The 20,944-nt window shown below is 73.2% G+C and carries 22 protein-coding genes; 13 read left to right on the forward strand and 9 right to left on the reverse strand.

Going from position 1 to position 20,944, the window contains the following annotated elements; translation table 11 throughout:
• Positions 1-28: 28 nt before the first annotated feature.
• A complete protein-coding gene (locus NNW99_RS17540) occupies positions 29-1,729 on the forward strand; it encodes a methyltransferase (protein ID WP_215120085.1) in 1,701 nt (566 codons plus the stop codon).
• A gap of 12 nt (positions 1,730-1,741) precedes the next feature.
• On the opposite strand, the gene NNW99_RS17545 is transcribed toward NNW99_RS17540, so the two are convergent.
• A complete protein-coding gene (locus tag NNW99_RS17545) occupies positions 1,742-2,428 on the reverse strand; it encodes a DUF2848 domain-containing protein (protein WP_215120086.1) in 687 nt (228 codons plus the stop codon).
• A 162-nt stretch (positions 2,429-2,590) separates the two neighbouring features.
• Between NNW99_RS17545 and NNW99_RS17550 the strand changes: the two genes are divergently transcribed.
• From NNW99_RS17550 to NNW99_RS17560, 3 genes are read left to right on the forward strand one after another with little or no spacing between them, the layout of a single operon-like run.
• The gene (locus NNW99_RS17550) at positions 2,591-3,952 is read left to right on the forward strand and encodes an MFS transporter (protein ID WP_215120087.1); all 1,362 of its coding nucleotides are present in this window, start codon (positions 2,591-2,593) and stop codon (positions 3,950-3,952) included.
• Between the two features lie 13 nt (positions 3,953-3,965).
• Positions 3,966-4,763 carry a carbon-nitrogen hydrolase family protein gene (locus NNW99_RS17555; RefSeq protein WP_215120088.1) on the forward strand — a complete coding sequence of 266 codons (798 nt, stop codon included), beginning with the start codon at positions 3,966-3,968 and terminating at the stop codon, positions 4,761-4,763.
• Positions 4,760-5,107 carry a cupin domain-containing protein gene (locus NNW99_RS17560; RefSeq protein ID WP_215120089.1) on the forward strand — a complete coding sequence of 116 codons (348 nt, stop codon included), beginning with the start codon at positions 4,760-4,762 and terminating at the stop codon, positions 5,105-5,107. The genes NNW99_RS17555 and NNW99_RS17560 overlap by 4 nt, the downstream gene beginning before the upstream one ends.
• On the opposite strand, the gene NNW99_RS17565 is transcribed toward NNW99_RS17560, so the two are convergent.
• The 3 genes from NNW99_RS17565 to NNW99_RS17575 form a co-directional block, all read right to left on the reverse strand.
• Complete coding sequence (locus tag NNW99_RS17565; RefSeq protein WP_251057844.1) at positions 5,104-5,751, reverse strand: GntR family transcriptional regulator; 648 nt, start codon at positions 5,749-5,751, stop codon at positions 5,104-5,106. The genes NNW99_RS17560 and NNW99_RS17565 overlap by 4 nt on opposite strands.
• A gap of 81 nt (positions 5,752-5,832) precedes the next feature.
• Complete coding sequence (locus NNW99_RS17570; protein ID WP_215120090.1) at positions 5,833-6,276, reverse strand: PIN domain-containing protein; 444 nt, start codon at positions 6,274-6,276, stop codon at positions 5,833-5,835.
• Positions 6,273-6,533, reverse strand: coding sequence for a CopG family transcriptional regulator (locus NNW99_RS17575; protein WP_215120091.1), 261 nt, complete (start codon positions 6,531-6,533; stop codon positions 6,273-6,275). Before NNW99_RS17575 ends, NNW99_RS17570 begins: the two co-directional genes overlap by 4 nt.
• A 208-nt stretch (positions 6,534-6,741) precedes the next feature.
• Here NNW99_RS17575 and NNW99_RS17580 point away from each other — a divergent pair, with 208 nt between their 5' ends.
• Both NNW99_RS17580 and NNW99_RS17585 read left to right on the forward strand, forming a co-directional pair.
• On the forward strand, positions 6,742-7,020 hold the full coding sequence (locus NNW99_RS17580) for a glutaredoxin domain-containing protein (protein WP_215120092.1): 279 nt from the start codon (positions 6,742-6,744) through the stop codon (positions 7,018-7,020).
• Between the two features lie 179 nt (positions 7,021-7,199).
• Complete coding sequence (locus NNW99_RS17585) at positions 7,200-7,376, forward strand: hypothetical protein (protein WP_251057845.1); 177 nt, start codon at positions 7,200-7,202, stop codon at positions 7,374-7,376.
• 83 nt (positions 7,377-7,459) lie between these two features.
• On the opposite strand, the gene NNW99_RS17590 is transcribed toward NNW99_RS17585, so the two are convergent.
• The 3 genes from NNW99_RS17590 to NNW99_RS17600 form a co-directional block, all read right to left on the reverse strand.
• The gene (locus tag NNW99_RS17590; RefSeq protein ID WP_215120094.1) at positions 7,460-8,116 is read right to left on the reverse strand and encodes a DUF4232 domain-containing protein; all 657 of its coding nucleotides are present in this window, start codon (positions 8,114-8,116) and stop codon (positions 7,460-7,462) included.
• A gap of 175 nt (positions 8,117-8,291) precedes the next feature.
• Positions 8,292-9,218 carry a YihY/virulence factor BrkB family protein gene (locus NNW99_RS17595; protein ID WP_215120095.1) on the reverse strand — a complete coding sequence of 309 codons (927 nt, stop codon included), beginning with the start codon at positions 9,216-9,218 and terminating at the stop codon, positions 8,292-8,294.
• Positions 9,219-9,373: 155 nt separating this feature from the next.
• Positions 9,374-10,033: a fasciclin domain-containing protein gene (locus NNW99_RS17600; protein WP_215120096.1), complete on the reverse strand. Its 660-nt coding sequence runs from the start codon at positions 10,031-10,033 to the stop codon at positions 9,374-9,376.
• Between the two features lie 462 nt (positions 10,034-10,495).
• On the opposite strand from NNW99_RS17600, the gene NNW99_RS17605 reads away from it, so the two are divergent.
• The 5 genes from NNW99_RS17605 to NNW99_RS17625 all read left to right on the forward strand — a co-directional run bounded on the left by NNW99_RS17605 (position 10,496) and on the right by NNW99_RS17625 (position 16,431).
• Positions 10,496-11,788, forward strand: coding sequence for an NAD(P)/FAD-dependent oxidoreductase (locus NNW99_RS17605; protein WP_215120097.1), 1,293 nt, complete (start codon positions 10,496-10,498; stop codon positions 11,786-11,788).
• Positions 11,782-12,552 carry a DUF1365 domain-containing protein gene (locus NNW99_RS17610; RefSeq protein WP_215120098.1) on the forward strand — a complete coding sequence of 257 codons (771 nt, stop codon included), beginning with the start codon at positions 11,782-11,784 and terminating at the stop codon, positions 12,550-12,552. Before NNW99_RS17605 ends, NNW99_RS17610 begins: the two co-directional genes overlap by 7 nt.
• A gap of 503 nt (positions 12,553-13,055) precedes the next feature.
• On the forward strand, positions 13,056-14,327 hold the full coding sequence (locus NNW99_RS17615) for a class I SAM-dependent methyltransferase (protein WP_215124327.1): 1,272 nt from the start codon (positions 13,056-13,058) through the stop codon (positions 14,325-14,327).
• Positions 14,324-15,637 (forward strand): cyclopropane-fatty-acyl-phospholipid synthase family protein, encoded by a 1,314-nt coding sequence (locus tag NNW99_RS17620; RefSeq protein WP_215120099.1) that lies wholly within the window; start codon positions 14,324-14,326, stop codon positions 15,635-15,637. Before NNW99_RS17615 ends, NNW99_RS17620 begins: the two co-directional genes overlap by 4 nt.
• Positions 15,634-16,431 carry a DUF1295 domain-containing protein gene (locus tag NNW99_RS17625; RefSeq protein WP_215120100.1) on the forward strand — a complete coding sequence of 266 codons (798 nt, stop codon included), beginning with the start codon at positions 15,634-15,636 and terminating at the stop codon, positions 16,429-16,431. The genes NNW99_RS17620 and NNW99_RS17625 overlap by 4 nt, the downstream gene beginning before the upstream one ends.
• Before the next feature lie 3 nt (positions 16,432-16,434).
• On the opposite strand, the gene NNW99_RS17630 is transcribed toward NNW99_RS17625, so the two are convergent.
• Positions 16,435-17,187, reverse strand: a complete 753-nt coding sequence (locus NNW99_RS17630) for an anti-sigma factor domain-containing protein (protein WP_215120101.1) — start codon at positions 17,185-17,187, stop codon at positions 16,435-16,437.
• On the reverse strand, positions 17,184-17,768 hold the full coding sequence (locus NNW99_RS17635; protein ID WP_215120102.1) for a sigma-70 family RNA polymerase sigma factor: 585 nt from the start codon (positions 17,766-17,768) through the stop codon (positions 17,184-17,186). Before NNW99_RS17635 ends, NNW99_RS17630 begins: the two co-directional genes overlap by 4 nt.
• 223 nt (positions 17,769-17,991) lie before the next feature.
• Here NNW99_RS17635 and NNW99_RS17640 point away from each other — a divergent pair, with 223 nt between their 5' ends.
• Positions 17,992-18,660, forward strand: a complete 669-nt coding sequence (locus NNW99_RS17640; RefSeq protein ID WP_215120103.1) for an alpha/beta hydrolase — start codon at positions 17,992-17,994, stop codon at positions 18,658-18,660.
• 128 nt (positions 18,661-18,788) lie between these two features.
• Positions 18,789-20,930: a regulator gene (locus NNW99_RS17645; RefSeq protein WP_215120104.1), complete on the forward strand. Its 2,142-nt coding sequence runs from the start codon at positions 18,789-18,791 to the stop codon at positions 20,928-20,930.
• Positions 20,931-20,944 lie beyond the last annotated feature (14 nt).

Below are 20,944 nucleotides of genomic sequence, written 5' to 3' on the forward strand. Positions count from 1 at the left end.
CCCCGCGATCTGAATGAGGATCCCCGCAATGATCACGACGTTGTCGGGCGACACGTCCCGCCTGCTCGCGACGGTCGACTTCGTCAAGGAGCAGGACACCGCCGCCCTGCTCCCGCTCCTGTTCCCCGGGCTCGACGGTCCGGAGCTGCGGTCGCTCGTGGAGCACTGCCGCTTCTCCCATGCCGCGCTGCTCGTCTTTCCTTCGGACGAGACGGAGTTGCGCGCCATGCTCGCCGACTGCGGGCTCGTCGCGGACCTGCCGGGGCGGCCGAGTGTCGTCGTACGCGAGCGACTGGCCGTACGGCATCGGCGGCCCGCCGCCGAGCTGGACGTCGGGATCCTGCGGCCCGATGTGGCCGGGGCGGACGGGGAGCACCGTACGGTCGAGGTGTTCGCGCTGACCGTGCCGCCGGGGTCGGGGCTGGAGGAGATCGCCGCGTGCGAGCGGGAGCGGCAGCACGAGGCGCATGTCGCCTTCGAGGTCGTGGCGCCCGATCCGCTGGTGCTGCGCGGCCTCGCCTCGACGTTCGCGCGCTACGGTGCCGTCCCGGACGGCGGCGGCTACAACCCGCACGAGAACGGCACGGTCTTCTACTTCGGCGCGTCCGCCGAGGCCAAGGCCGGGTACCGGCGCCTGGAGCTGTACGTCCCCGGCGACCACCGCGACCTGCTCGCCGACCACCTCGACGGGCATCGCGCACGGCAGCCCGCCGAAACGCTCCTGCGGCTGCTGACCGGGGCGTGGACGACCCAGGCGCTGGCCACGTTCGCTCAGCTCCGGGTGCCCGACGCCATGGACGGCGAGCGAGCCGTCGGTGTCGAGGAACTGGCGCGGACCGTCGGCGCGCGGCCGGGGAAGCTGGCGACGCTGCTGCGCTATCTCGCGATGCTGGGCGCGGTGGAGGAGGGGCATGACGGTTTCCGGCTCACCGAGCCGGGCGCGCTGCTGCGTGACGGCGTCCCGGGGTCGATGCGGGCGCTGGCGCTGATGTACGGCGGCCCGTTCTACGAGTCCTTCGCCGCGCTCGGGCACACCGTACGCACGGGAGAGGTCGCCTTCGAGCACGTCTTCGGCGAGAACCACTTCGACCATTTCGCCCGCGACCCCGAACTCGCCGAACTCTTCGACCAGTCCATGGCCGCCGGGTCCGCCATGTTCGACCCGCTCCCCACGCATCCGGCGCTCACCGCCGCGGCCGAGGCACCCGCCGGGGGCACGGTCGTGGACATCGCGGGCGGCAACGGGGAGCTGCTCGGCCGCGTCCTCGCCGCGCACCCGCGTCTGCACGGGGTCCTGCTGGAGCGTCCGCACGCCGTCGAAGCCGCCCGCCTGCGGCTGGAGGAGGCCGGTCACGGTACGCGGTGCGCCTTTGTGACCGGCGACTTCGCCGACGTGCCCGCGGGCGGTGACGTCTACGTCCTGTCCCGCGTCCTGCACGACTGGGACGACGAGCGCTGCCGCGAGATCCTGCGGCACTGCGCCCGCGCGATGCCCGAGCACGCCGATCTGCTCGTCGTCGAGCGTGTCCTGCCCTCCGACGGCTCGGTGTCGCTGGCGACCGCCTGGGACGTCCACATGATGTGCAACGTCGGCGGGCGCGAACGGCAGGCCGGTCACTACGGCCGTCTTTTCGCCGACGCGGGGCTGGCCCTGGTGGGCCGGGCCCCGCTGCCCCTGGACGGCAATGTGCTGCACGTCAGGAAGGCCCGGCCCACCTCGGCGGGGTGACGGCAAAGAGCTTCAGCCGATGGGGGCCGGCATCGGCTGGACGTCGTAGTCGAGGCGGATCGTGTCTCCGGTGGCGGGGTCGGCGAGCTCCACGCTCCAGCCCTCGGCGAACTGGTCGACGCCGGGGGTCATGGGGATGGTGCCGGAGATCAGGACGGTGCCGGGCGTGAGCGCGTCGCGTGAGCGCAGGACGTCGACCCAGTAGGCGGGGGCGAGGAGCTCGGCGAGGGTGCCGTGCTGGATCTCCGTCGGCTGATCGCCGTGGGTGACCCAGGCGCGCAGGGTGAGATCGTCGAGGCGGGACTCCACGTCGGCCAGCCGCCAGGCCCGGCGGGCGAGGACATCGGGTCCCGCGTTCTTGCTCCAGGCCACGCCGTGCACCTCCAGGTCACGGTCAGTGTGGTCGCAGGCGGCGGTCAGCAGCAGCTCCCCGCCGTCCGCCACGACGAGCGCCCACTCCGCCTCGCCTGAGGTGCGCGCGTGCTGCGCGTGGACCCGGTCGGTCTGCTGGGCGAGGTAGGGGGAGACGGGGTAGAGGGCGGGCGTCACGGACGGGCCGGGCACGCCCAGCTCGGCGAGTTCCGCGACGTGGGCGGCGACGTCCTCCTGGCTGCGTCCGGCGTATCCGGCGTTGAGGACCTGGACGACGTCGACCTCGCGCGTCGATCCGTCGGGCAGTTCGAAGGTCAGCACGGCCATGGGGCACTCCCAGAGATCGGGTCCGCAGATCGGGTACGAGGTGAAGTTCTCGTCGCGCGGGGGTTGCGCATACGACCTGTATACAAGAAGTATGCCGGAAGGTCGATGTCCCCCGACGCCCCCGAGCAGTCCCCGAGCAGTCCCCGAGCAAGGATGGGAACCATGTCCGACACCCCGAAGGACGTCGCGAAGGCGTCCGCTCGGCACTCCGGCGTCCGCCGGGCCTTCGTCGCGAGCCTCACCGGCACCGCGCTGGAGTGGTACGACTTCGCCGTCTACTCCGCCGCGGCCGCCCTGGTCTTCGGCGACCTGTTCTTCCCTTCGGAGGACCCGCTCACCGGCACGCTCCTGGCCTTCTCCACCTACGCGGTCGGCTATGTGTCCCGCCCGCTCGGCGGGTTCGTCTTCGGCCGCCTCGGTGATGTGATCGGCCGCAAGAAGGTGCTGATCGCCACACTTGTGCTCATCGGCGCGGCGACGTTCCTGATCGGCGTCCTGCCCACCTACGCGACGGCCGGTGTCGTCGCCCCGATCGCCCTGGTCGTGCTGCGCTTCGCGCAGGGCGTCGGCGTCGGCGGCGAGTGGGGCGGTGCCGTACTGCTGTCCAGCGAGTTCGGGGATCCACGCCGCCGCGGCTTCTACGCCTCCGCCGCCCAGGTCGGCCCGCCCGCCGGAAACCTGCTGGCCAACGGCGTCCTCGCCGCCCTCGGGGCGCTGCTCACCGAGGCGCAGTTCGAGTCGTGGGGCTGGCGTGTGGCGTTCCTGTTCTCCGGCGTCCTCGTCGGGTTCGGGCTGTGGATCCGGGCGAAGCTGGAGGAGACCCCGGTGTTCAAGGCGATGGAGGCCGAGCACTCCCGGCCCGAGGCGCCGATCCGCGAGGTGTTCACCACCCAGCCCCGCGCCCTGCTGGCCGCGATCCTGTGCCGCGTCGGCCCCGACGTGCTGTACGCGATGTTCACCGTCTTCGTCCTGACGTACGCCACCAAGGAACTCGGCATGTCCCAGGGCTCCGCCCTCGCGGCCGTGCTCATCGGCTCCTCGATCCAGGTCTTCCTGATGCCACTGGCCGGCGCCCTGTCCGACCGGGTCAACCGGCGGCTGCTGTACGGCGCCGCCTCGGTGGCCGCCGGGGTGTGGCCCTTCGTGTTCTTCCCGATGATCGGCGGCGGCACCTGGCTGCCGCTCGCCACGGGGGTCGTCGTGGGCCTGGTGATCCACTGTTGCCTGTACGGCCCGCAGGCCGCCTTCATCACCGAGCAGTTCGAGCCCCGGCTGCGCTCCACCGGCTCGTCCCTGGCCTACACCCTGGCCGGGATCATCGGCGGCGCCATCGCCCCACTGCTGTTCACCAGCCTGCTGAGCGCCTACGGCACCTGGGGGCCGCTGGCCGTGTACATCGCCCTCGCGTCGGGCATCTCCCTCGTCGGCGTCTGGCTGGGGCGCGACCCGGAGGCCGCCGTCGACGAGGACGCCGCGCTCGCCGCGCCGAAGACGCCGCAGCCGGCCGACGCCACCCGTCTCTGAGGAGGAACAGATCGTGCGCATCGCCCTGAGCCAGCTCACCACCGGCCCCGACCCGGAGAAGAACCTCCTGCTCATCGAGGAGTGGACCCGGCGGGCGGCGGACGCGGGAGCCCGTGTCGTCGTCTTCCCGGAGGCGTCGATGGCCTGCTTCGGCACCCCACTGGCACCGCTCGCCGAGCCCCTGGACGGACCGTGGGCCGACGGCGTACGCCGGATCGCCCGCGACACCGGCACGGTCGTCGTGGCCGGCATGTTCACCCCGGCGGCAGGGGACCGGGTGGTCAACACCCTGCTCGCCACCGGGCCCGGGGTGGAGGCGTCGTACGACAAGATCCACCTCTACGACGCCTTCGGCTTCCGTGAGTCCGACACCGTCGCCGCGGGCTCGGCCCCGACGGTCATCGACGTGGACGGCGTACGGCTGGGCCTGGCCACCTGCTACGACGTCCGCTTCCCGGAGCTGTTCCGGGCGCACGCCGACGCGGGAGCCGTCGCGACCCTGCTGACCGCCTCCTGGGGCGCGGGGCCGGGGAAGGTGGATCAGTGGGAGCTGCTGGTGCGGGCCCGGGCGCTGGACGCGACCGTGTGGCTCGCCGCCGTCGACCAGGCCGAGCCGGGCCCCGGTTCCGCCCCGGGTTCCGCGCCCACGGGGATCGGGCACAGCCTCGTCGCCGGACCCGACGGGACCGTACGGCACGCGCTGGGCGCCGAGCCGGAGCTGCTGGTGGCGGACCTGGACGCCGACGAGGTCGCCGCGGTGCGGCAGCGGATCTCCGTGCTGGCGAACCGGCGCCCGGAGCTGTGGGGATGAGCAAGCCCGAGCTGGAGTTCCACCTCCCCGACGGTCCCTGGCGGGCCCCGGCCGGTGCCGGGCCGGGGGTCGAGGAGCGGGTGCTGGCCGACGACCCGGAGCACGGATCCCGTACGGCGCTCGTCCGCTGGGCGCCGGGCACGGACACCTCGGCGGACGGCGTGGCCCGCCACGACTTCTGGGAGGAGGTCTACCTCGTCGAGGGAGCGCTGCACGACCTGACGCTCGGCCGGACCTTCACGGCGGGCATGTACGCCTGCCGCCCGCCCGGGATGCCGCACGGGCCGTGGACGTCCCCGGACGGGGTCACCATGCTGGTGATCACCTACCCGGACTCGCCCTAGCCCGCGAGCAGCACCTTCAGCGTCGACTCCAGGTGGTGGTCGATGGCGGCACAGGCGGCCTGCGCGTCACCCGCCTCCAGGGCGTCGAGGATCGCCTCGTGCTCCCCCAGCACCGCTTCCTGGCGTCCCTGCTGGTTGAAGAGGGCGACGACTCCGGTACGGACCTGGCGGCTGCGCAGGCCCTCGTAGTGCCGGTCGAGGAGGGCGTTGCCGACGGCGGAGACCAGGGCCGCGTGGAAGCGGTGGTCCACGTCGATGAACTCCTTGGCCTGGTCGGCACCGGTGAGCTCACGCTGCCGCTCCAGCAGCGACCGCAGCTCGGCCACCGGCGCTCCCCCACCGGAGACCAGCTCCTGGGCGGCGTACCGCTCGACGATGCCCCGCAGCTCCATCAGCTCACGGATCTCCCGCCCCGTGAGCGGGGACACGCGGGCACCCCGCTTGGGCACCAGCTCGACGAGATCCTCGGCGGCGAGCTGCAGCAGCGCTTCCCTGATGGGCGTCCGCGAGACACCGATCCGGTCCGCCAGCTCCTGCTCCGACAGAAACGCACCCTGCATCCCGGGATTCGTCAGCACCGTGTCCTTGAGATACGCGTACGCCTTCTCCCGACCGGACTTCACGGCAGCCCCCAGCTCTCGCATACACCTTGTATACGGACGCTACCACGGGGCTTGCGCGGGGGAGTCTCCGGCGAGAAAGCGTCCGCTGTGGAGGATCTCGTGTCAGAGCGGGAGGTCGTCGGGAAGGACGCGGAACGTCTTGTGCCGGCCCAAGGGCCGTACGGCCCGGAAGTGACAGCGGTCGAGGGTGAGGATCGCGTCGGTGTCGTAGTCGGCGGCGAGAGCCACGTTCACCGCGTCGGCGAGGTCCAGGTCGAGCGCTCCGTAGCGGCCTCGAACGGATTGGGCGGCGCCCAGGTGATCCTCCGTGATCTCGGGCAGGACGACGCGGCCCCGGCTCATCCAGCGTCGGAGATCGTCGACAGCGCTGACGGCGGCCTGTCTGCCGAGCTCGCGCGTGGCCACGTGGTCGAATTCCGCCAGCAGGAGGGGGGACATGACCAGAAGACCGGCCGCCATGATCGCCTCGTTGGCCGCCCCGTGCTCGGGGTGCGTCGAGTCGAGTGCGGCCAGGAGCCCGGAGGTGTCCGCGATGACGATGATCACGTGGCGGTTCCGGAGTCCGTCTCACTGCGGACCGCGTCGGCGACCGCGTCGCGGACCTCGGTCCTGGACGATGTACGCCCCGAGCCCTCGAAGGTGCGCGAGAACAGCGGCTCGTCCCAGACGCGGTTCGCCATGGCCGCGAGATGGATGCCCTGGCGGATGATCTCGGCCTCGCTTATGCCCCGCCGCTTGGCCGCCTCCTTGATGATCGCCAGGTCCTCGGGGTCGGCGTAGACGTTCGTGCGCTTCATGGACATGTACCAAGGTTAGTCCATGTTGGGCCGACGGCTGGAAGTCGTACAAGAAGGTCGTCGGGGCCGGCGACCCCAACGGCGATGGCGTCGGCGCCCTGTATCGCAACAGCGGAGACGGCAGGGGGTCGTTCGGCGGTCGTACGAAGATCGCGACGGGCCGGCAGGGGTGCGAGGCCGTCGTGCAGGATGTCCGGGAGCGAGGGAGAGACTTGTGTCCGAGGAGACTGGTGGGGTCGTCATCTACTGGCGTCCCCTGTGTACGTACTGCATGAAGCTGCTGACGCAACTCCGCTTCACCCGGCTCCGATACACCAAGGTCAACATCTGGCGGAACCCGGACGCGGCGGCGTTCGTGCGGTCGGTCGCCGGGGGGAACGAGAAGGTGCCCACGGTGACCGTGGCCGGGCGGGCCATGGTGAATCCCTCGAAGCGGGAGCTTCTGGAGGCGGTCGAGGCCTACGCGCCGCATCTGTTGCGCGAGAACGGCTGATCGCCTCGGCGGTGGGCGAGTTGCGGGCAACTCACCTCCACAGTCACCCGTTAGAGGGACCGTTGACCTTGACCGGGGTGCTCAACGGCCCTGCCGGCGGCGGAGAGGGCCACTATGAGTGCAAGCAGCAACGAGCACCAGGAGGTACCGCAATGACTGTGGCTCCAACTCGCTCTGTAGTGTCCATCGCTCGCCCGAGGAGCTGGGCGGCCCTGCTCATCGTCATCGTGATCGTCTATGGGCCGGCGGCGCAGATCCAGGACGTGCTGACCGGTCTGATCGCTCTGTCGGCAGTGCTCGTATCGGGCTCGGCGGTGCGGGCCGTGTCGGCGCCCCGGCGGCAGATGACCGTCTGAGAACGGGCCGGGCTGGAATCCCCGCCGGAGGAAAGGGCCGGACCACCCAGTGGTCCGGCCCTTTCGCCTGGTTGTCCCCGGTGTCAGCCCGAGAAGGGAACCGCGTCGGTGGGGGACGTGTGCCAGCTGGTGACGATCGGCTTGTCGACGACGAAGGAATCGACCTTCAGGGACTCCGGGTTCGGGTCGTCGTTGGCGACGGAGACGATGAGGCTGTCGAGTTCCTTGCCGGTGTCGCCGTTGGTGGTCTTGGGGTTGACGCCGGCGTAGGCGGTGACGCCCTCGCGCAGGGTGATGGGCTGACCCGCCGACTGTTCCGCCGGTTCGGCCTCCGTGCCGTCCGAGCCGAAGGCGACGACCGGCAGTTCGGCGGGGAGGACGCAGGTGATGCCGGACTTGGCCGTGGCCTTGATCAGGAAGTAGCCACCGGCCTGGTCCTCGGAGCTCACGCTCCAGGAGATGTCGTTGGTGCCGCAGCTCTGGCCGTAGCCCTTCTTGTCGCCGGAGGAGTCGCCGTCGGCCGTAGCGGACTTGTCCGACGACGAGCCGCCGCCGGTGGACTTCGATGTGCCCGAGTCGCCGCTGTCGCTGCCGCCCGACGCCGTCGGGCTTGCCTGGCTGGAGGATGCCGCCGGGGAATCCGACGCCGACGACTCGTCACCGCCCCCGCACGCGGTCATCAGCAGGCCCGAGCCGATCACGGCGGTGACGGCGAGGGCGGTGCGCAGACGACGGTTCATCGCGGAAATCCTCCAAGGGACGACAAGTGCGGGACACCAAGCGATCGGTAAGGATCGGTGGCGATCGGTAGCGATTGATGTCTCGCGTTTACGATCATCAAGACGGTCGCTCCCGGGCACCGGTTCACGCCGTCTCACGTCCCGGACATCGCCGTCACGTGCCTGTGACACAGCCTCAGACGGGGCGGCGTTCGGACTCCGGCTCCCTCAGTTCGGCGGTGAACTGCGCGCCCGCCAGCAGCGCCAGGTTGGACAGCCACAGCCAGACGAGGAAGACCACGACGCCGGCGAGGGAGCCGTAGAGCTTGCTGTAGGTGCTCAGCGCGGAGGCGTAGAAGGCGAAGCCCGCGGAGACGGTGAGCCACAGGGCGGCGGCGAGGGCTCCGCCGGGGAGGCTGTGGCCGCGGGTGCGGGCCTCCCTGGGGCCGGTGTGGAAGACGATGACGACCAGCAGGGCCACCACGCACAGCAGGACGGGCCAGCGCAGCAGGCTCCACGTCCAGGCGGCCATCGTGCCGAGGCCCAGATAGCGGCCGATGCTCTCGGCGGCCGGGCCGCTCAGCAGCAGGACGAGGGAACCGACGACGAGCAGACCGAGCAGGGCGAGCGCGGTGAGCAGGATGCGGTGCGCCTTGCGCCAGGGCGAGCGGCTGTCGGCCACCCGGTGCATACGGTGCAGGGCCCGGCGGAAGACGGCGAGGTAGCTGGAGGCGGACCACAGCGCGCTCACGATGCCGCCGAACAGCAGGGTCCAGACGGCCGAACCGTCGTGCAGGGTACGGGACAGCACGTCGTGCAGGGGCGCGCCCGACTGGCCGGGCGCGTAGGCGGTGACATGCGCGATGAAGGCCTCGGCCGTGCCCGGGCTGATCCGGCCGAACGCGACGGCCGTGACGAGCAGGGCGGGCAGCACGGCCAGGATGGCGTAGTAGGTGAGGGCCGCGGCGAAGTCCGACACGTCGTCGTGCCACATCGACACCGGGGTGCGGCGCAGGGCGGCGGCCCAGAGCCGGGCGGGCGGGTCGCCCGGCCGGGAGGCGGTGCCGGCGGCGGTGCCCGCGGCGGGGCCGTGGGCTGCCGGGGAGTGCGGTTCAGCGGACATGGGGGGCCTGACGTGCGGACGTGCTGAGGCGGACGTGGGTACCGACACTGTAGGCGGCCGGTGCGACCGGGTGACGTCGTGCCTCGGGGGCGGCTGCTCTCACGGGGTCGGCGGGGCACCGTCGGTACGGTGCCCCGCCGTGTCCGCGTGGGCCGTCAGCTGCCCGGCATCAGGACGGTGTCGATGATGTAGACGTTCGCGTTGGCGGTCTTCACATGGCCGCACACGACCTTCGCGGAGTCGTTCACGGTGTACGACTCCCCCGAGCCCGACGTGGTCAGCTTCGACTTCTCCAGCGTGTCGAAGGAGCCGTTCTCCAGGTCCTTCGGCGTGAGCTTCTGGCCGACCACGTGGTAGGTGAGGATCTTCGTCAGCTCGGCCTTGTCGTTGAGGACCTGGTCCAGGGTCGCCTTGGGGATCTTCGCGAAGGCGTCGTTCGTGGGCGCGAACACGGTGATGTTCTCGGCGTTGTTGAGGGTGTCGACCAGTCCGGCCTTCTTCACCGCCGTCACCAGGGTGGACAGGGCCGGGTTGTTGGACGCGGCGGTGGCCACCGGGTCCTTGGCCATGCCGTCGAAGGAGCCGGCGCCGTCCGCGGGCACCGATGAGCAGGCCGGGCCGAAGGGCTCGTCGGAGGAGGCGGCGCCGGAGCCGTCCATGCCGGCGGCGGACGCCGGGGCCGACGCCTTGGCGGAGGAGTCCGCCTTCGCCGAGTCGCCGCTGTCGCCGCCGCTGCCGGAACAGGCGGTCAGGGCGAGGGGGAGGAAGGCGGCCGCGGCCACGGTCACGGCGACACGGCGGATACGGGTGTTCATGGTGTTTCTCCTGGTGGTGGGGGGCGTGCGGGTGGGTTGACGGAGGGGGCGGGGGCTGGGGGCGACCGCCCTCGGCGGCCTGCCAGGGGCCGCGCCGAGGACGGGGAGGGCGGGGCGGGCGAGGAAGGCGTCCCGGCCGTGGATGCGCGGCCGGCATCGCGTCGCGTCCACCTTCGGCACGACGTCGCGCGGCTTCTTCTCGTCCTGCGTCACGTGGGGAATCCGGCCCCGGGAAGGGGGCGGATTGGTCGGACCGCTCGTTCGGATGAAGTCGTCCTCGCGACCAATCCGGGGGCGGATCCGCTCCGTATTCCACGGCCGACCCGGCATCCGTACGGCGTCCGCGCCCGGAAGTACCTGGTAGCGGGCGGGTCCAATCCGCTCGCGCGGCGGCTCCGGATTACGCGCGGGACCCATGTCGGAGTCCGGGTCCGTGTCCAGGTCCGACCAGGAGGAGAGGCGATGTCACAGGAGCCGGGAAACGCCGCCCGGGAGCGGCGCCGCACGGCCGTGATCGGGAGTGGGGTGGCGGGGCTGACCGCCGCGTACGTGCTCGCCCGGGCGCATCACGTCACGCTGTTCGAGGCCGACGACCGGCTCGGCGGGCACGCCCACACCCACGAACTGACCTCGACCGGCGGCGGCGCGACGTACCGCGTCGACTCCGGCTTCATCGTGCACAACCGCCGCACCTACCCGAACCTCCTGCGCCTCTTCGACGAACTCGGCGTCGCCACGCAGGAGTCGGAGATGAGCATGTCGGTGCGGTGCGAGGGCTGCGGTCTGGAGTACGCCGGTGCCCGTGGCCCCGCCGGACTGTTCGCCCGGCCCCGCAACGCCCTGCGCGGGGCCTATCTGCGGATGCTCACCGAGGTGCCCGCCTTCCACCGGGCCGCCCGGCGGCATCTCGCGCGAGAGGCGGAGCAGGCCCTCACCCTCGGGGAGTTCCTGGACGCGGAGGGCTTCTCGCCGTACTTCCGCACGCACTTCATGACCCCGCTCGTGTCGGCGGTGTGGTCCTGCGACGCCGGCATCGCCCTGCGCTACCCGGCCGCCTATCTGTTCCGTTTCCTGGAGCACCACGGGCTGCTCTCGGTGAGCGGCTCTCCGACGTGGCGCACCGTGACCGGCGGCTCCCGCACGTACGTCGAGCGGGTGGCGGAGCGGCTGGACGAGGTGTGCATGGCGGCTCCGGTCCGGGCCCTGCGGCGGCATCCCGACGGCGTCAGCCTCACCACGGGCGACGGCACCACACGGTCGTACGACTCGGTGGTCCTCGCGACCCACCCCGACCAGGCCCTGCGGCTGCTGGCCGATGCCACGCCGGAGGAGAAGGAGGTGCTCGGCGCCTTCTCGTACTCCCGCAACAGCACGCTCCTGCACACCGACACCCGGCTGCTGCCGCGTGCGCGCGGGGCGCGGGCGTCGTGGAACTACCTGATGCCCTCGTGCGGGGCGGGCGCCGACCGGGTGCGGGTCAGCTACGACATGAACCGGCTGCAACGGCTCGACGCCCCCGAGACGTTCGTCGTCACCCTCGGCGGCGAGGACCGTGTCGATCCCGGGCTGGTGCGCGCCCGCATGGTCTACGAACACCCCGTCTACACCCCGGAGTCGGTGGCCGCGCAGCAGCGGCTGCCCGAACTGGCGGGCCCCGTCACGGCGTTCGCGGGCGCCTACCACGGCTGGGGTTTCCACGAGGACGGCTGCCGGTCCGGGGTGGCGGCCGCGGCGGCGCTGGGGGTGCGATGGTGACGACGCCCATATCCACGCCCGCACCCACGCTCGCCCCCGCCCTCTACCGCTGCGCGATCGCCCATGTGCGCACCGCGCCCCTGCGGTACGCCCTGCGCCACCGCACCTACATGTGGCTCGTCGACCCCGACCGGCTCCCCGAACTTCCGCGTGCGCTGCGCCCGTTGGCGCGCTTCGATCCGCGCGACCACTTCTCCGGCGAGCACCCCACCGTCCGCGCGGGACTGGACGCCTTCCTGGCCGGCCACGGGGTGCGGCTGGACGGCGGCCGGGTCGTGATGCTCACCCACGCACGGGTCTTCGGATACGTCTTCAATCCGCTCACCGTCTACTGGTGCCACGGGCCCGACGGCACCGTGCGCTGTGTGGTCGCCGAGGTCCACAACACCTACGGCGAACGCCACTGCTATCTGCTGCGCCCCGACGCCTCGGGGACGGCGGAGGTGGGCAAGGAGTTCTACGTCTCGCCGTTCTTCCCCGTCGACGGCCGCTACCGCATGCGCCTGCCCGCCCCCGGGGAGCGGCTCGACCTCACCGTGCACCTGGAACGGGAGGGCGGCAGACCCTTCACCGCGACCGTGCGCGGGGCGCGTCACGAAGCCCGTACGGGAACGCTGCTGCGGCTGGCCCTGCGCCGGCCCTGGTCCACGCTCGCCGTGTCCGCCGCCATCCGTCTGCACGGCATCCGCCTGTATCTGCGCGGACTGCCCGTCCGGCCCCGACCCGAACACCGGACCCCGAACCACAGGGAGAACGCAGCATGACGACAGCCGAGCTCCGACCCGGCGACACGGGCCGGACCACGGCCGTGCCCCGCAAGGCCGATACCGAAGCCGTGCCCGCCGAAGCCGGTGCCGTGCCCGGCGAAGCCGGTGCCGTGCCCGGCGAAGCCGGTGCCGTGCCCGGCGATGCCGAAGCCGTGCCCGCCGAAGCCGGTGCCGTCCCCGCCGAAGCCGGTGCCGTCCCCGCCAAAGCCGGTGCCGTCCCCGCCAAAGCCGGTGCCGTCCCCGCCGAAGCCGGTGCCGTCCCCGCCGAAGCCGGTGCCGTCCCCGCCGAAGCCGGTGCCGTGCCCGCCGAAGCCGGTGCCGTGCCCGCCGAAGCCGGTGCCGTGCCCGGCGATGCCGAAGCCGGTGCCGTGCCCGGCGATGCCGAAGCCGAAGCCGTGCCCGCCGAGGCCGGTGCCGTGCCCGGCGATGCCGAAGCCGTGGACGCCGAAGCCGGTGCCGTGGACGCCGAAGCCGGTGCCGTCCCCGCCGAAGCCGGTGCCGTGCCCGCCGAAGCCGGTGCCGTGGCCGCCGAGGCCGGTGCCGTGGCCGTGGACGCGGCCCGCTGGCCCGACGTGGCCCGGCCGCCGAAGGCCTCCCGGGCCCGGACCGCGATCACGGCAGCCGTCGTACGACGGGCCCTGCGGGACCTGCCGCTGCACGTCCGCTTCCCCGACGGCACCTCGCTGGGGAAGGGCGGCCCCGTACTGGACCTGCGCGACCCGCGGGCCTTCCACGCCCGTGTGGGCAGCCAGGGCCTGGTCGGCTTCGGAGAGTCGTACATGGCCGGCGAGTGGGACGCGCCCGACCTGGTCGCCGCGCTCACCGTGCTCGCGGCGCGCATGGGCGAGCTGATCCCCGCCCCGCTGCAACGGCTGCGCGGGGTGTGGGCGCAGCGCCGCCCGGACGCCCAGCGCAACACCCCGGGCGGCTCCCGCACCAACATCAGCAGCCACTACGACCTGTCCAACGACCTCTTCGCGCTGTTCCTCGACGACACCCTCAGCTACTCCTCGGCCCTCTTCCGCGGCTTCCCCGCCGACTGGGACCTGCTCGCCGCCGCCCAGCACCGCAAGATCGACCGGCTGCTGGATCTCGCCGACGTACGGGAGGGCACCCGGGTGCTGGAGATCGGCACCGGGTGGGGCGAGCTGGCCATACGCGCCGCCGCGCGCGGCGCGCACGTCACCTCGCTCACCCTCTCCCGTGAACAGGCCGCCCTGGCCCGGGAGCGCGCCGCGGCGGCCGGTGTCGCCGAGCGGGTCTCGGTGGAGCTGTGCGACTACCGCGAGGCCCGCGGCACCTACGACGCCGTCCTGAGCGTGGAGATGGTCGAGGCCGTCGGCGCGGAGTTCTGGCCGGTCTACTTCCGCGTCCTCGACGAACGGCTCGCCCCGGGCGGACGCGCCGCACTCCAGGCCATCACCATGCCCCACGAGCGGATGCTCGCCGCCCGGGACACCTTCACCTGGATCTCCAAGTACGTCTTCCCCGGCGGCCTGATCCCCTCCGTGGAGGCCGTCGCCGAGACCGTGCGCGACCACACCCAGCTGAGCGTCACCCGCCGGGACGCCTACGGCGCCCACTACGCCGAGACCCTGCGCCTGTGGCGCGAGCGTTTCACCGGGCGCGCGGACGAGGTCGCCGCGCTCGGCTTCGACGAGACGTTCCGCCGGCTGTGGACGTTCTACCTCGCCTACTCCGAGGCCGGATTCCGCTCCGGCTACCTGGACGTGCAGCAGTACCTGCTCACCAAGGAGGCCACGCCCCGATGACTCCCCCCGCCACCCTCACCCGGCCCGGCGCCGCCCACCGCCTCGTCTCCGCCGCCGAGACCGCGCTCGGCGGCCCCCTCCCGGTGCGGGTCCGCACCTGGGACGGCAGCGAGGCAGGGCCGGACGGCGGCCCGGTGGTCGTCGTACGGTCCCGGCGCGCCCTGCGCCGCCTGCTCTGGCAGCCCGGCGAACTGGGCCTGGCCCAGGCGTACGTCACGGGAGAGCTCGACATCGAGGGCGACCTCGGGGACGGGCTGCGCCGTCTGTGGGCCGCCGCGCGGGAACGCGGACGGCACACGCCCCGGCTGAGCGCCGCCGACCGCGCGCGGGCGGCCGGCACCGCCCTGAGCCTCGGTGCCGTCGGCCCGCCGCCCGCCCCGCCGGCCTCCCAGGCGCGGCTGCGCGGCGGTCTGCACAGCAGGGCCCGCGACCGGGCCGCCATCAGCCACCACTACGACCTGTCCAACGCCTTCTACCGGCTGCTCCTCGACGAGACGATGGCCTACTCGTGCGGCTATTGGGCGAGCGAGGCCCCCGGCTTCACCCCGGCCGACTCCCAGCGCGCCAAGCTGGAGCTGATCTGCCGCAAGCTCGGCCTGGTGCCCGGCGCCCGGCTGCTCGACGTCGGCTGCGGCTGGGGCTCGCTCACCCTGTACGCCGCCGAGCGGCACGAGGCGCGCGTCACCGCCGTGACCCTGGCCCGGGAGCAGGCGGCGTACGTCCGTGAGCAGGTGCGCGAGCGGGGTCTTCAGGACCGGGTGGAGGTGGTGTGCCAGGACTACCGGGACATCACGGGCGGCGGCTACGACGCGGTCGCCACCGTCGAGATGGGCGAGCACGTCGGGGACGCCGAGTACCCGGCGTTCGCCGCCGCCCTGCACCGGCTGGTGCGGCCGCTGGGCCGGGTGCTGGTGCAGCAGATGTCGCGCGGGCGGAACGCGCCCGGGGGCGGTGCCTTCATCGAGGCGTACATCGCGCCCGACATGCACATGCGGCCCGTGGGCGAGACGGTCGGGCTGCTGGAGGGGGCCGGGCTGGAGGTGCGGTCCGTGGAGTCGCTGCGCGAGCACTACGTGCGGACGATCAGCGCCTGGCACCGGACCCTGGAGGAACGCTGGGGCGATGTCGTGGCGCTCGTCGGAGAGGAGACCGCCCGGGTGTGGCGGCTGTACCTGGTCGGCGGGGCGCTGGCCTTCGAGGAGCGGCGTATGGGAGTGGACCAGGTGCTGTGCGTACGGCCGACGGCTGAGGGGTGCGGTGGGATGTCCCCGACGCCCGAGGACTGGTACACCGGGCTGGAGGGGCCGTGAACGGGTTCGCCTGGGGCGCCTTCGCGACCGGCCTCGCCTGGTCGGCGGGGGCCGCTCTCGCCGTGATGCTGGCGACCTTCGCCGTCGCCGTGCGCAAGGGCCTGCACCGGATCGTCGACGTGGCCTGGGGGCTCGGATTCACCGCCGTGGCCGTGGCGTCCTTCGTGGCGTCGGCGGGCACCGGTGACCCGGGGCGGCGGATCCTGGTCACCGTGCTGACGGCGGTGTGGGGGCTGCGTCTGGCCCTGCACATCGCCCGGCGCGGGCGCGGGCACGGCGAGGACCCGCGCTACGAGAAGATGCTGGCGAAGGCGCCCGGCAACCGGAACCTGTACGCGCTGCGAGTCGTGTATCTGCTCCAGGGCGCCCTGGTGTGGCTGGTGTCGCTGCCCGTGCAGGCCGCGCAGTACATCACCGGGCCGATGACGGCGTTCGCCGCGGCGGGCGCCTTTCTGTGGGCGGTCGGGATGTTCTTCGAGGCGGTCGGGGACGCCCAGCTCGCCCGGTTCAAGGCCGATCCGGGGAACAAGGGCCGGATCATGGACCGGGGGCTGTGGAGCTGGACCCGCCATCCCAACTACTTCGGAGACTTCTGCGTGTGGTGGGGCCTGTTCCTCATCGCCTGCGACGCGCCCGCCGCCGCGGCGGCCGTGCTCGTGTCGCCGGTGGTGATGAGCCTGCTGCTGACCAAGGGCAGCGGGAAGCGGCTGCTGGAGCGGCACATGGCCGAACGTCCGGGGTATGCCGCGTACGCGGCCCGGACCAGCGGCTTCTTCCCACTGCCTCCCAAGTGAGCCTCAGGCGGGGAAGGCCATCGCGGCCACCGGGGCCGAGGTCGGCTGCTCGGACCCGCCCGCCGGCTCGACGGTGATCCCCATGCCCGACGCCCCGTCCACGGCACCCCGCATCAGGACGGCCTGGTCGGCGCGGCCGGGGTCCATGAGCCCGGCGGAGCGCATGGTGCCGCCGTCGTCGAACCACAGCTGGTAGACCTTGCCGCGCGGCGGCTCCGCCATCCCGGAGACGACGAACACGGCCCGGTCCCGGCCCTCGGAGACGACGACGGTGCCGGTGGCCCCGTCGGCCAGCTTCGCGGTGCTGGTCCTGGCGTCCGGTGCCGCGAGCACGGCGGCGATCCGGTCCGTGGCCTGTTCGGCCTGCCGGGCCTGGTCGAAGGCGTCCTCGGCACGCTGGTGCTGCCACACCGCCGTACCGCCGAGCGCGGTGGCCGCCGCGAGGCACGCCGCCAGGGCCCAGCGCGAGAGCGGGCGCCCCCAGGAGGCCGTACGGCCTCGGCGGGGCGAGGGCGGCTCGCCGGGCGGGTCCTGGCGGACGGCGGTGATCCGGCGCAGCACCTGCTCGCGCAGCACCGGGCGGGGCGTCAGCGAGGCGGCGAGCCCCAGGCGGGCGGCGACGGCCGTCAGTTCGGCGGTCTCCTCGGCGCACGGCTCGCAGGCCGCGAGATGCCGCCGGAAGGCCCGCCGCTCCTCGTCGGACAGGGCGTGCAGGGCGTAGGCGCCGGTCAGGGTGTGCAGGTCGGCGGTGGTCACGCGGTCACCCCCAGGCAGTCGCGGAGCCGGATGAGTCCGTCGCGCAGGCGGGTCTTGACGGTGCCCAGGGGAAGCGTCAGCGCTTCCGCCACCTGCCGGTAGGTCAGCCCCCGGTAGTAGGCGAGGGTGACGGCCTGGCGCTGGATCTCGGTCAGCGTGCGCAGACAGCGCCGCACCTGCTCCCGCTCCAGCCGCGCCTCGACCTGCTCGGTCACCTCGTCGTACTCGGGCGTGCGGTCCAGCAGGGCGGCCTTGTGGTCGCGGGCCGCGGCGGCCTCGACCGAGCGCACCCGGTCGACGGCCCGGCGGTGCGCGAGGGTGAGGATCCAGTTGATCGCCGTACCGCGGTCGGAGCGGTAGCGGGGGGCGGTGCGCCACACCTCCACCAGGACCTCCTGGGCCACCTCCTCCGACTGCGCCTGGTCGCGCAGGACGGCGCGCACGACGCCGAGGACCGGGCTCGCCACGAGGTCGTACACCGAGGCGAACGCGTCCTCGTCGCCCAGGGCGACGAGGCCCACCAGTTCTTGCAGATCCGGCTCGGCGGACGGGTTCGCGCCGATGTGCACGGCTTCTTTCACGGGGGTCCTCCGTGGTCGGGACGTCTCCGGACGTAATCCGGTCCCCGGAGGGCGGCGGATTGGTCTGGCTCCCATGGAAAACGCAGGTGGGGCCGAACGGTATGGGCACGGGGCGGGGAATCGGGGACGATGACGTGCCCCCCGGCCCACCAATCCGTCCGCCGGGCCGGCTACGGATGACCCGTGAAGGGAATCCCCGGAAGGGGACACGTGAGGAGCGCGGATGACGGTGCACGAACGGGAGGACACCCCCAGGGCGTCCGGGGCGCCCGGGGCGCTGGTGGCGCGCCGGGTTCCCGGGGCGCCGCGTGCCGCCGTGCTGTTCCTGCACGGCGGCCGGTCCGAGGGCCGGGCCCCGTCGCGGCCCTGGCATCTGGCGGCCCTGCGGATGAGGCCCTTCGTGTGGGCCGTCGCGTCGGCGCTGCCGGACGACGAGGTCTTCCTGGGCGAGGTGCGCTATCGCGTGCGCGGCTGGAACGGCGGGGCCGGCGACGAGGGAGACGCCCTGCGGGACGTCCGGCGGGCCCTCGACGAGCTCGCCCGCCGGGCCGGTGACGTCCCGGTGGTTCTCGTGGGTCACTCGATGGGGGGTCGCGCGGCCCTGCGCGCGGCGGGCTCCCCGCAGGTCCGGGCGGTGCTGGCGCTGGCGCCCTGGTGCCCGGACGGCGAGCCGGTGACCCAGCTCCGGGACAAGGACGTCGTCGTGCTGCACGGGGACCGCGACCGTGTCACCGAGCCGGGCGCGTCGGTGGCGTTCGTGGCCCGGGCCCGCGCGGCCGGGGCCCGGGCGGACGTACGCCTCGTGCCGGGCGGCGACCACGCGATGCTCCGGGGCGAGACGAACTGGCACCGCCTCGCGGCCTCGACTGCGGTGGGGATGCTGCCGGCGTGACGGGGGGCTTCACGGCCTGGTGGGTGGCTTCCCCAGCCTGACGGGGCGCTTCACGGCCTGGCAGGGCGCTTCACCCCGAAGGGTGAACGGGCCCCGGGGCGGGGCCGTGTGGCGGCGACACTGCCAGGGTGCTGAGCGATCTTCCCGACATCCCCGACGAGTTCATCGGCCGCGGGGCCGAACTGGACCGCCTCGCCGACGCGTTGGAACGCCGCCGTCGCCTGGTCACCCTCACCGGGGTGGGCGGGGTGGGGAAGAGCCGGCTGGCCCTGCACGCCGCGCACGCGGTCCGGGGCGACCGGCGCCGCGAGGTGATCTGGGCGGCGCTGTGGCCGCTGCGGGACGACCGTCTGCTGACCGCGACGGTCGCGGACGCCGCCGGCTTCGCCGACCACACGGCGGGCATGCCGCTGGACGCGCTCTGCGTCTGGCTCGGGGACAAGGACGCCGTCCTCGTGCTCGACTCCTGCGAGCACCTGCTGAGTTCGTGCCGGCACCTGGTCGCGCATCTGCTGATGACCTGCCCCTCGCTGACCGTGCTGGCGACCAGCCGGGCACCGCTGGAGGTACCCGGCGAACTCCTCGTCACCGTCGGGCCGCTGCCCGCCGCGACCGACGGCACCACGCTGCTCCGCCGCCGCGCGGCCGCCGCCGGAGCACCGCTGACGGACCCGGCCGACCTCGAGACGGCAGGCAGGCTGTGCGCGTGGCTGGAGGGCATCCCGCTGGCGCTGGAACTGGTCGCGGGCCATCTGGGGCAGCGCACCATCACCATCGCCGAGGTCGAGCGCACACTGCGTTCGCGCTTGGCTCTGAACGCCGTGGGTCTGGATGCCACGGGCCGGGTCTCCGAGGGGCGGGGCGCCGGGGGCCGGGGCGCCGGGGGCCGGGGCGCCGAGGACCGGATCGCCGAAGGCCGAGGCACCGACGGCCGGGTCGTCGGGCCCGCGCGGCACCTGACGATGCGTACCACCATCGGATGGAGTCACGAACTGTGCGTGCCCGTGGAGCGGTTGTTGTGGGCGCGGCTGTCCGTGTTTCGCGGCGTGGTGGGCCACGAGGCGGTGCGTGCCGTGTGCGGCGGCGGACCGCTCGACGGGGCCGGTCTGGAGGCGGCGCTGTCGGGTCTGGTCGCGAAGTCCGTGCTGTCGCTCGGGGCGGAGGGCTACCGGATGCTGGACACCGTGCGCGAGTACGGGCGCATGTGGCTGGACGAGGCCGGTGCGACGCCGGAGATCGCCGACCGCCACGCCGAGCACTTCCTGCGGCTCGCCCGGGACGCGCACGACGACTGGCCCGGGCCGCGGCAGGCGTCCCGGTACCGGGAGATCGGCCGCGTCCACGCCGATCTGTGCGCCGCCCTCGACCATCTCCTCGCCACGCGCCCCGGGGCCGCCCTGGACTTGAGCGGGCTGGTCGCCTTCTTCTGGAGCTGCTGCGGGCATCTCCGCGAGGCAGCGCACTATGTGGAAGCCGCCCTGCGTGCGGCCCGGGAGCCCGGCACCGCCCGGATCCGCGCCCGGTGGGCCCTGGGCGTGGCGCACGTCCTGCGGGGCGAGTACGAGGCGGCGGGCGGCCTGGTGGCGGCGGGCCGTGCGGAGGCGGCGGGCCGCCAGGACGTCGAGGGCCTGCTGCGGATCTCCTATCTGGAGGGCCTGATCCACCTGCTGCGCGGCCGGCCGCTGACCGCCCGCTGGCTGGTCGACGGGGTGCTGGACCTCGCGCAGGGACCGGCGTTCGCCTCGCAGGGCCGGATCATGTGCCGGCTGGTCCGGATCTTCGCCCTGACGGCGGAGGGGCGGCTGGAGCACTCCCGCCGTGAGGCCGAGGAGCTGTACGCGCAGTGCGTGGCGCACGGCGAGTGGTGGACCCGCTCGTACGCCGCCTATCAACTGGCCCTGATCTCCGTGTTCGAGGGCCGCACGGAGGAGGCGGCGGCGCACACGAGGAGCATGCTGGAGGGCAAGCGGCGTCTCGGGGACAGCTTCGGCGTCGCCCTCGGCCTCGATCTGCTGGCCTCGGTGCTGGCCGCCCAGGGCGCGGCCGAGTCGGCCGTCACGGCGCTCGGGGCCGGCGAGGCGTACTGGAGTGCCGTCGGCCATCCCCAGCGGGGCACTCCGGAGATGCGGCATGTGCGCGACCGCGGCGAGCTGACCGCCCGGCGCCTCCTCGGCGACAGCGGCTACGACGAGGTGCTGCGCCGGGCGGCACTGCGCGACCCCGAGTCCGTCCTGCGGGATCTCCTGGACGGCTCGGGCCGGAGCCGGTGAGAGACCCGGCGTCC

The organism is Streptomyces sp. CRCS-T-1, assembly GCF_024442335.1.
Taxonomy (GTDB): domain Bacteria; phylum Actinomycetota; class Actinomycetes; order Streptomycetales; family Streptomycetaceae; genus Streptomyces; species Streptomyces koelreuteriae.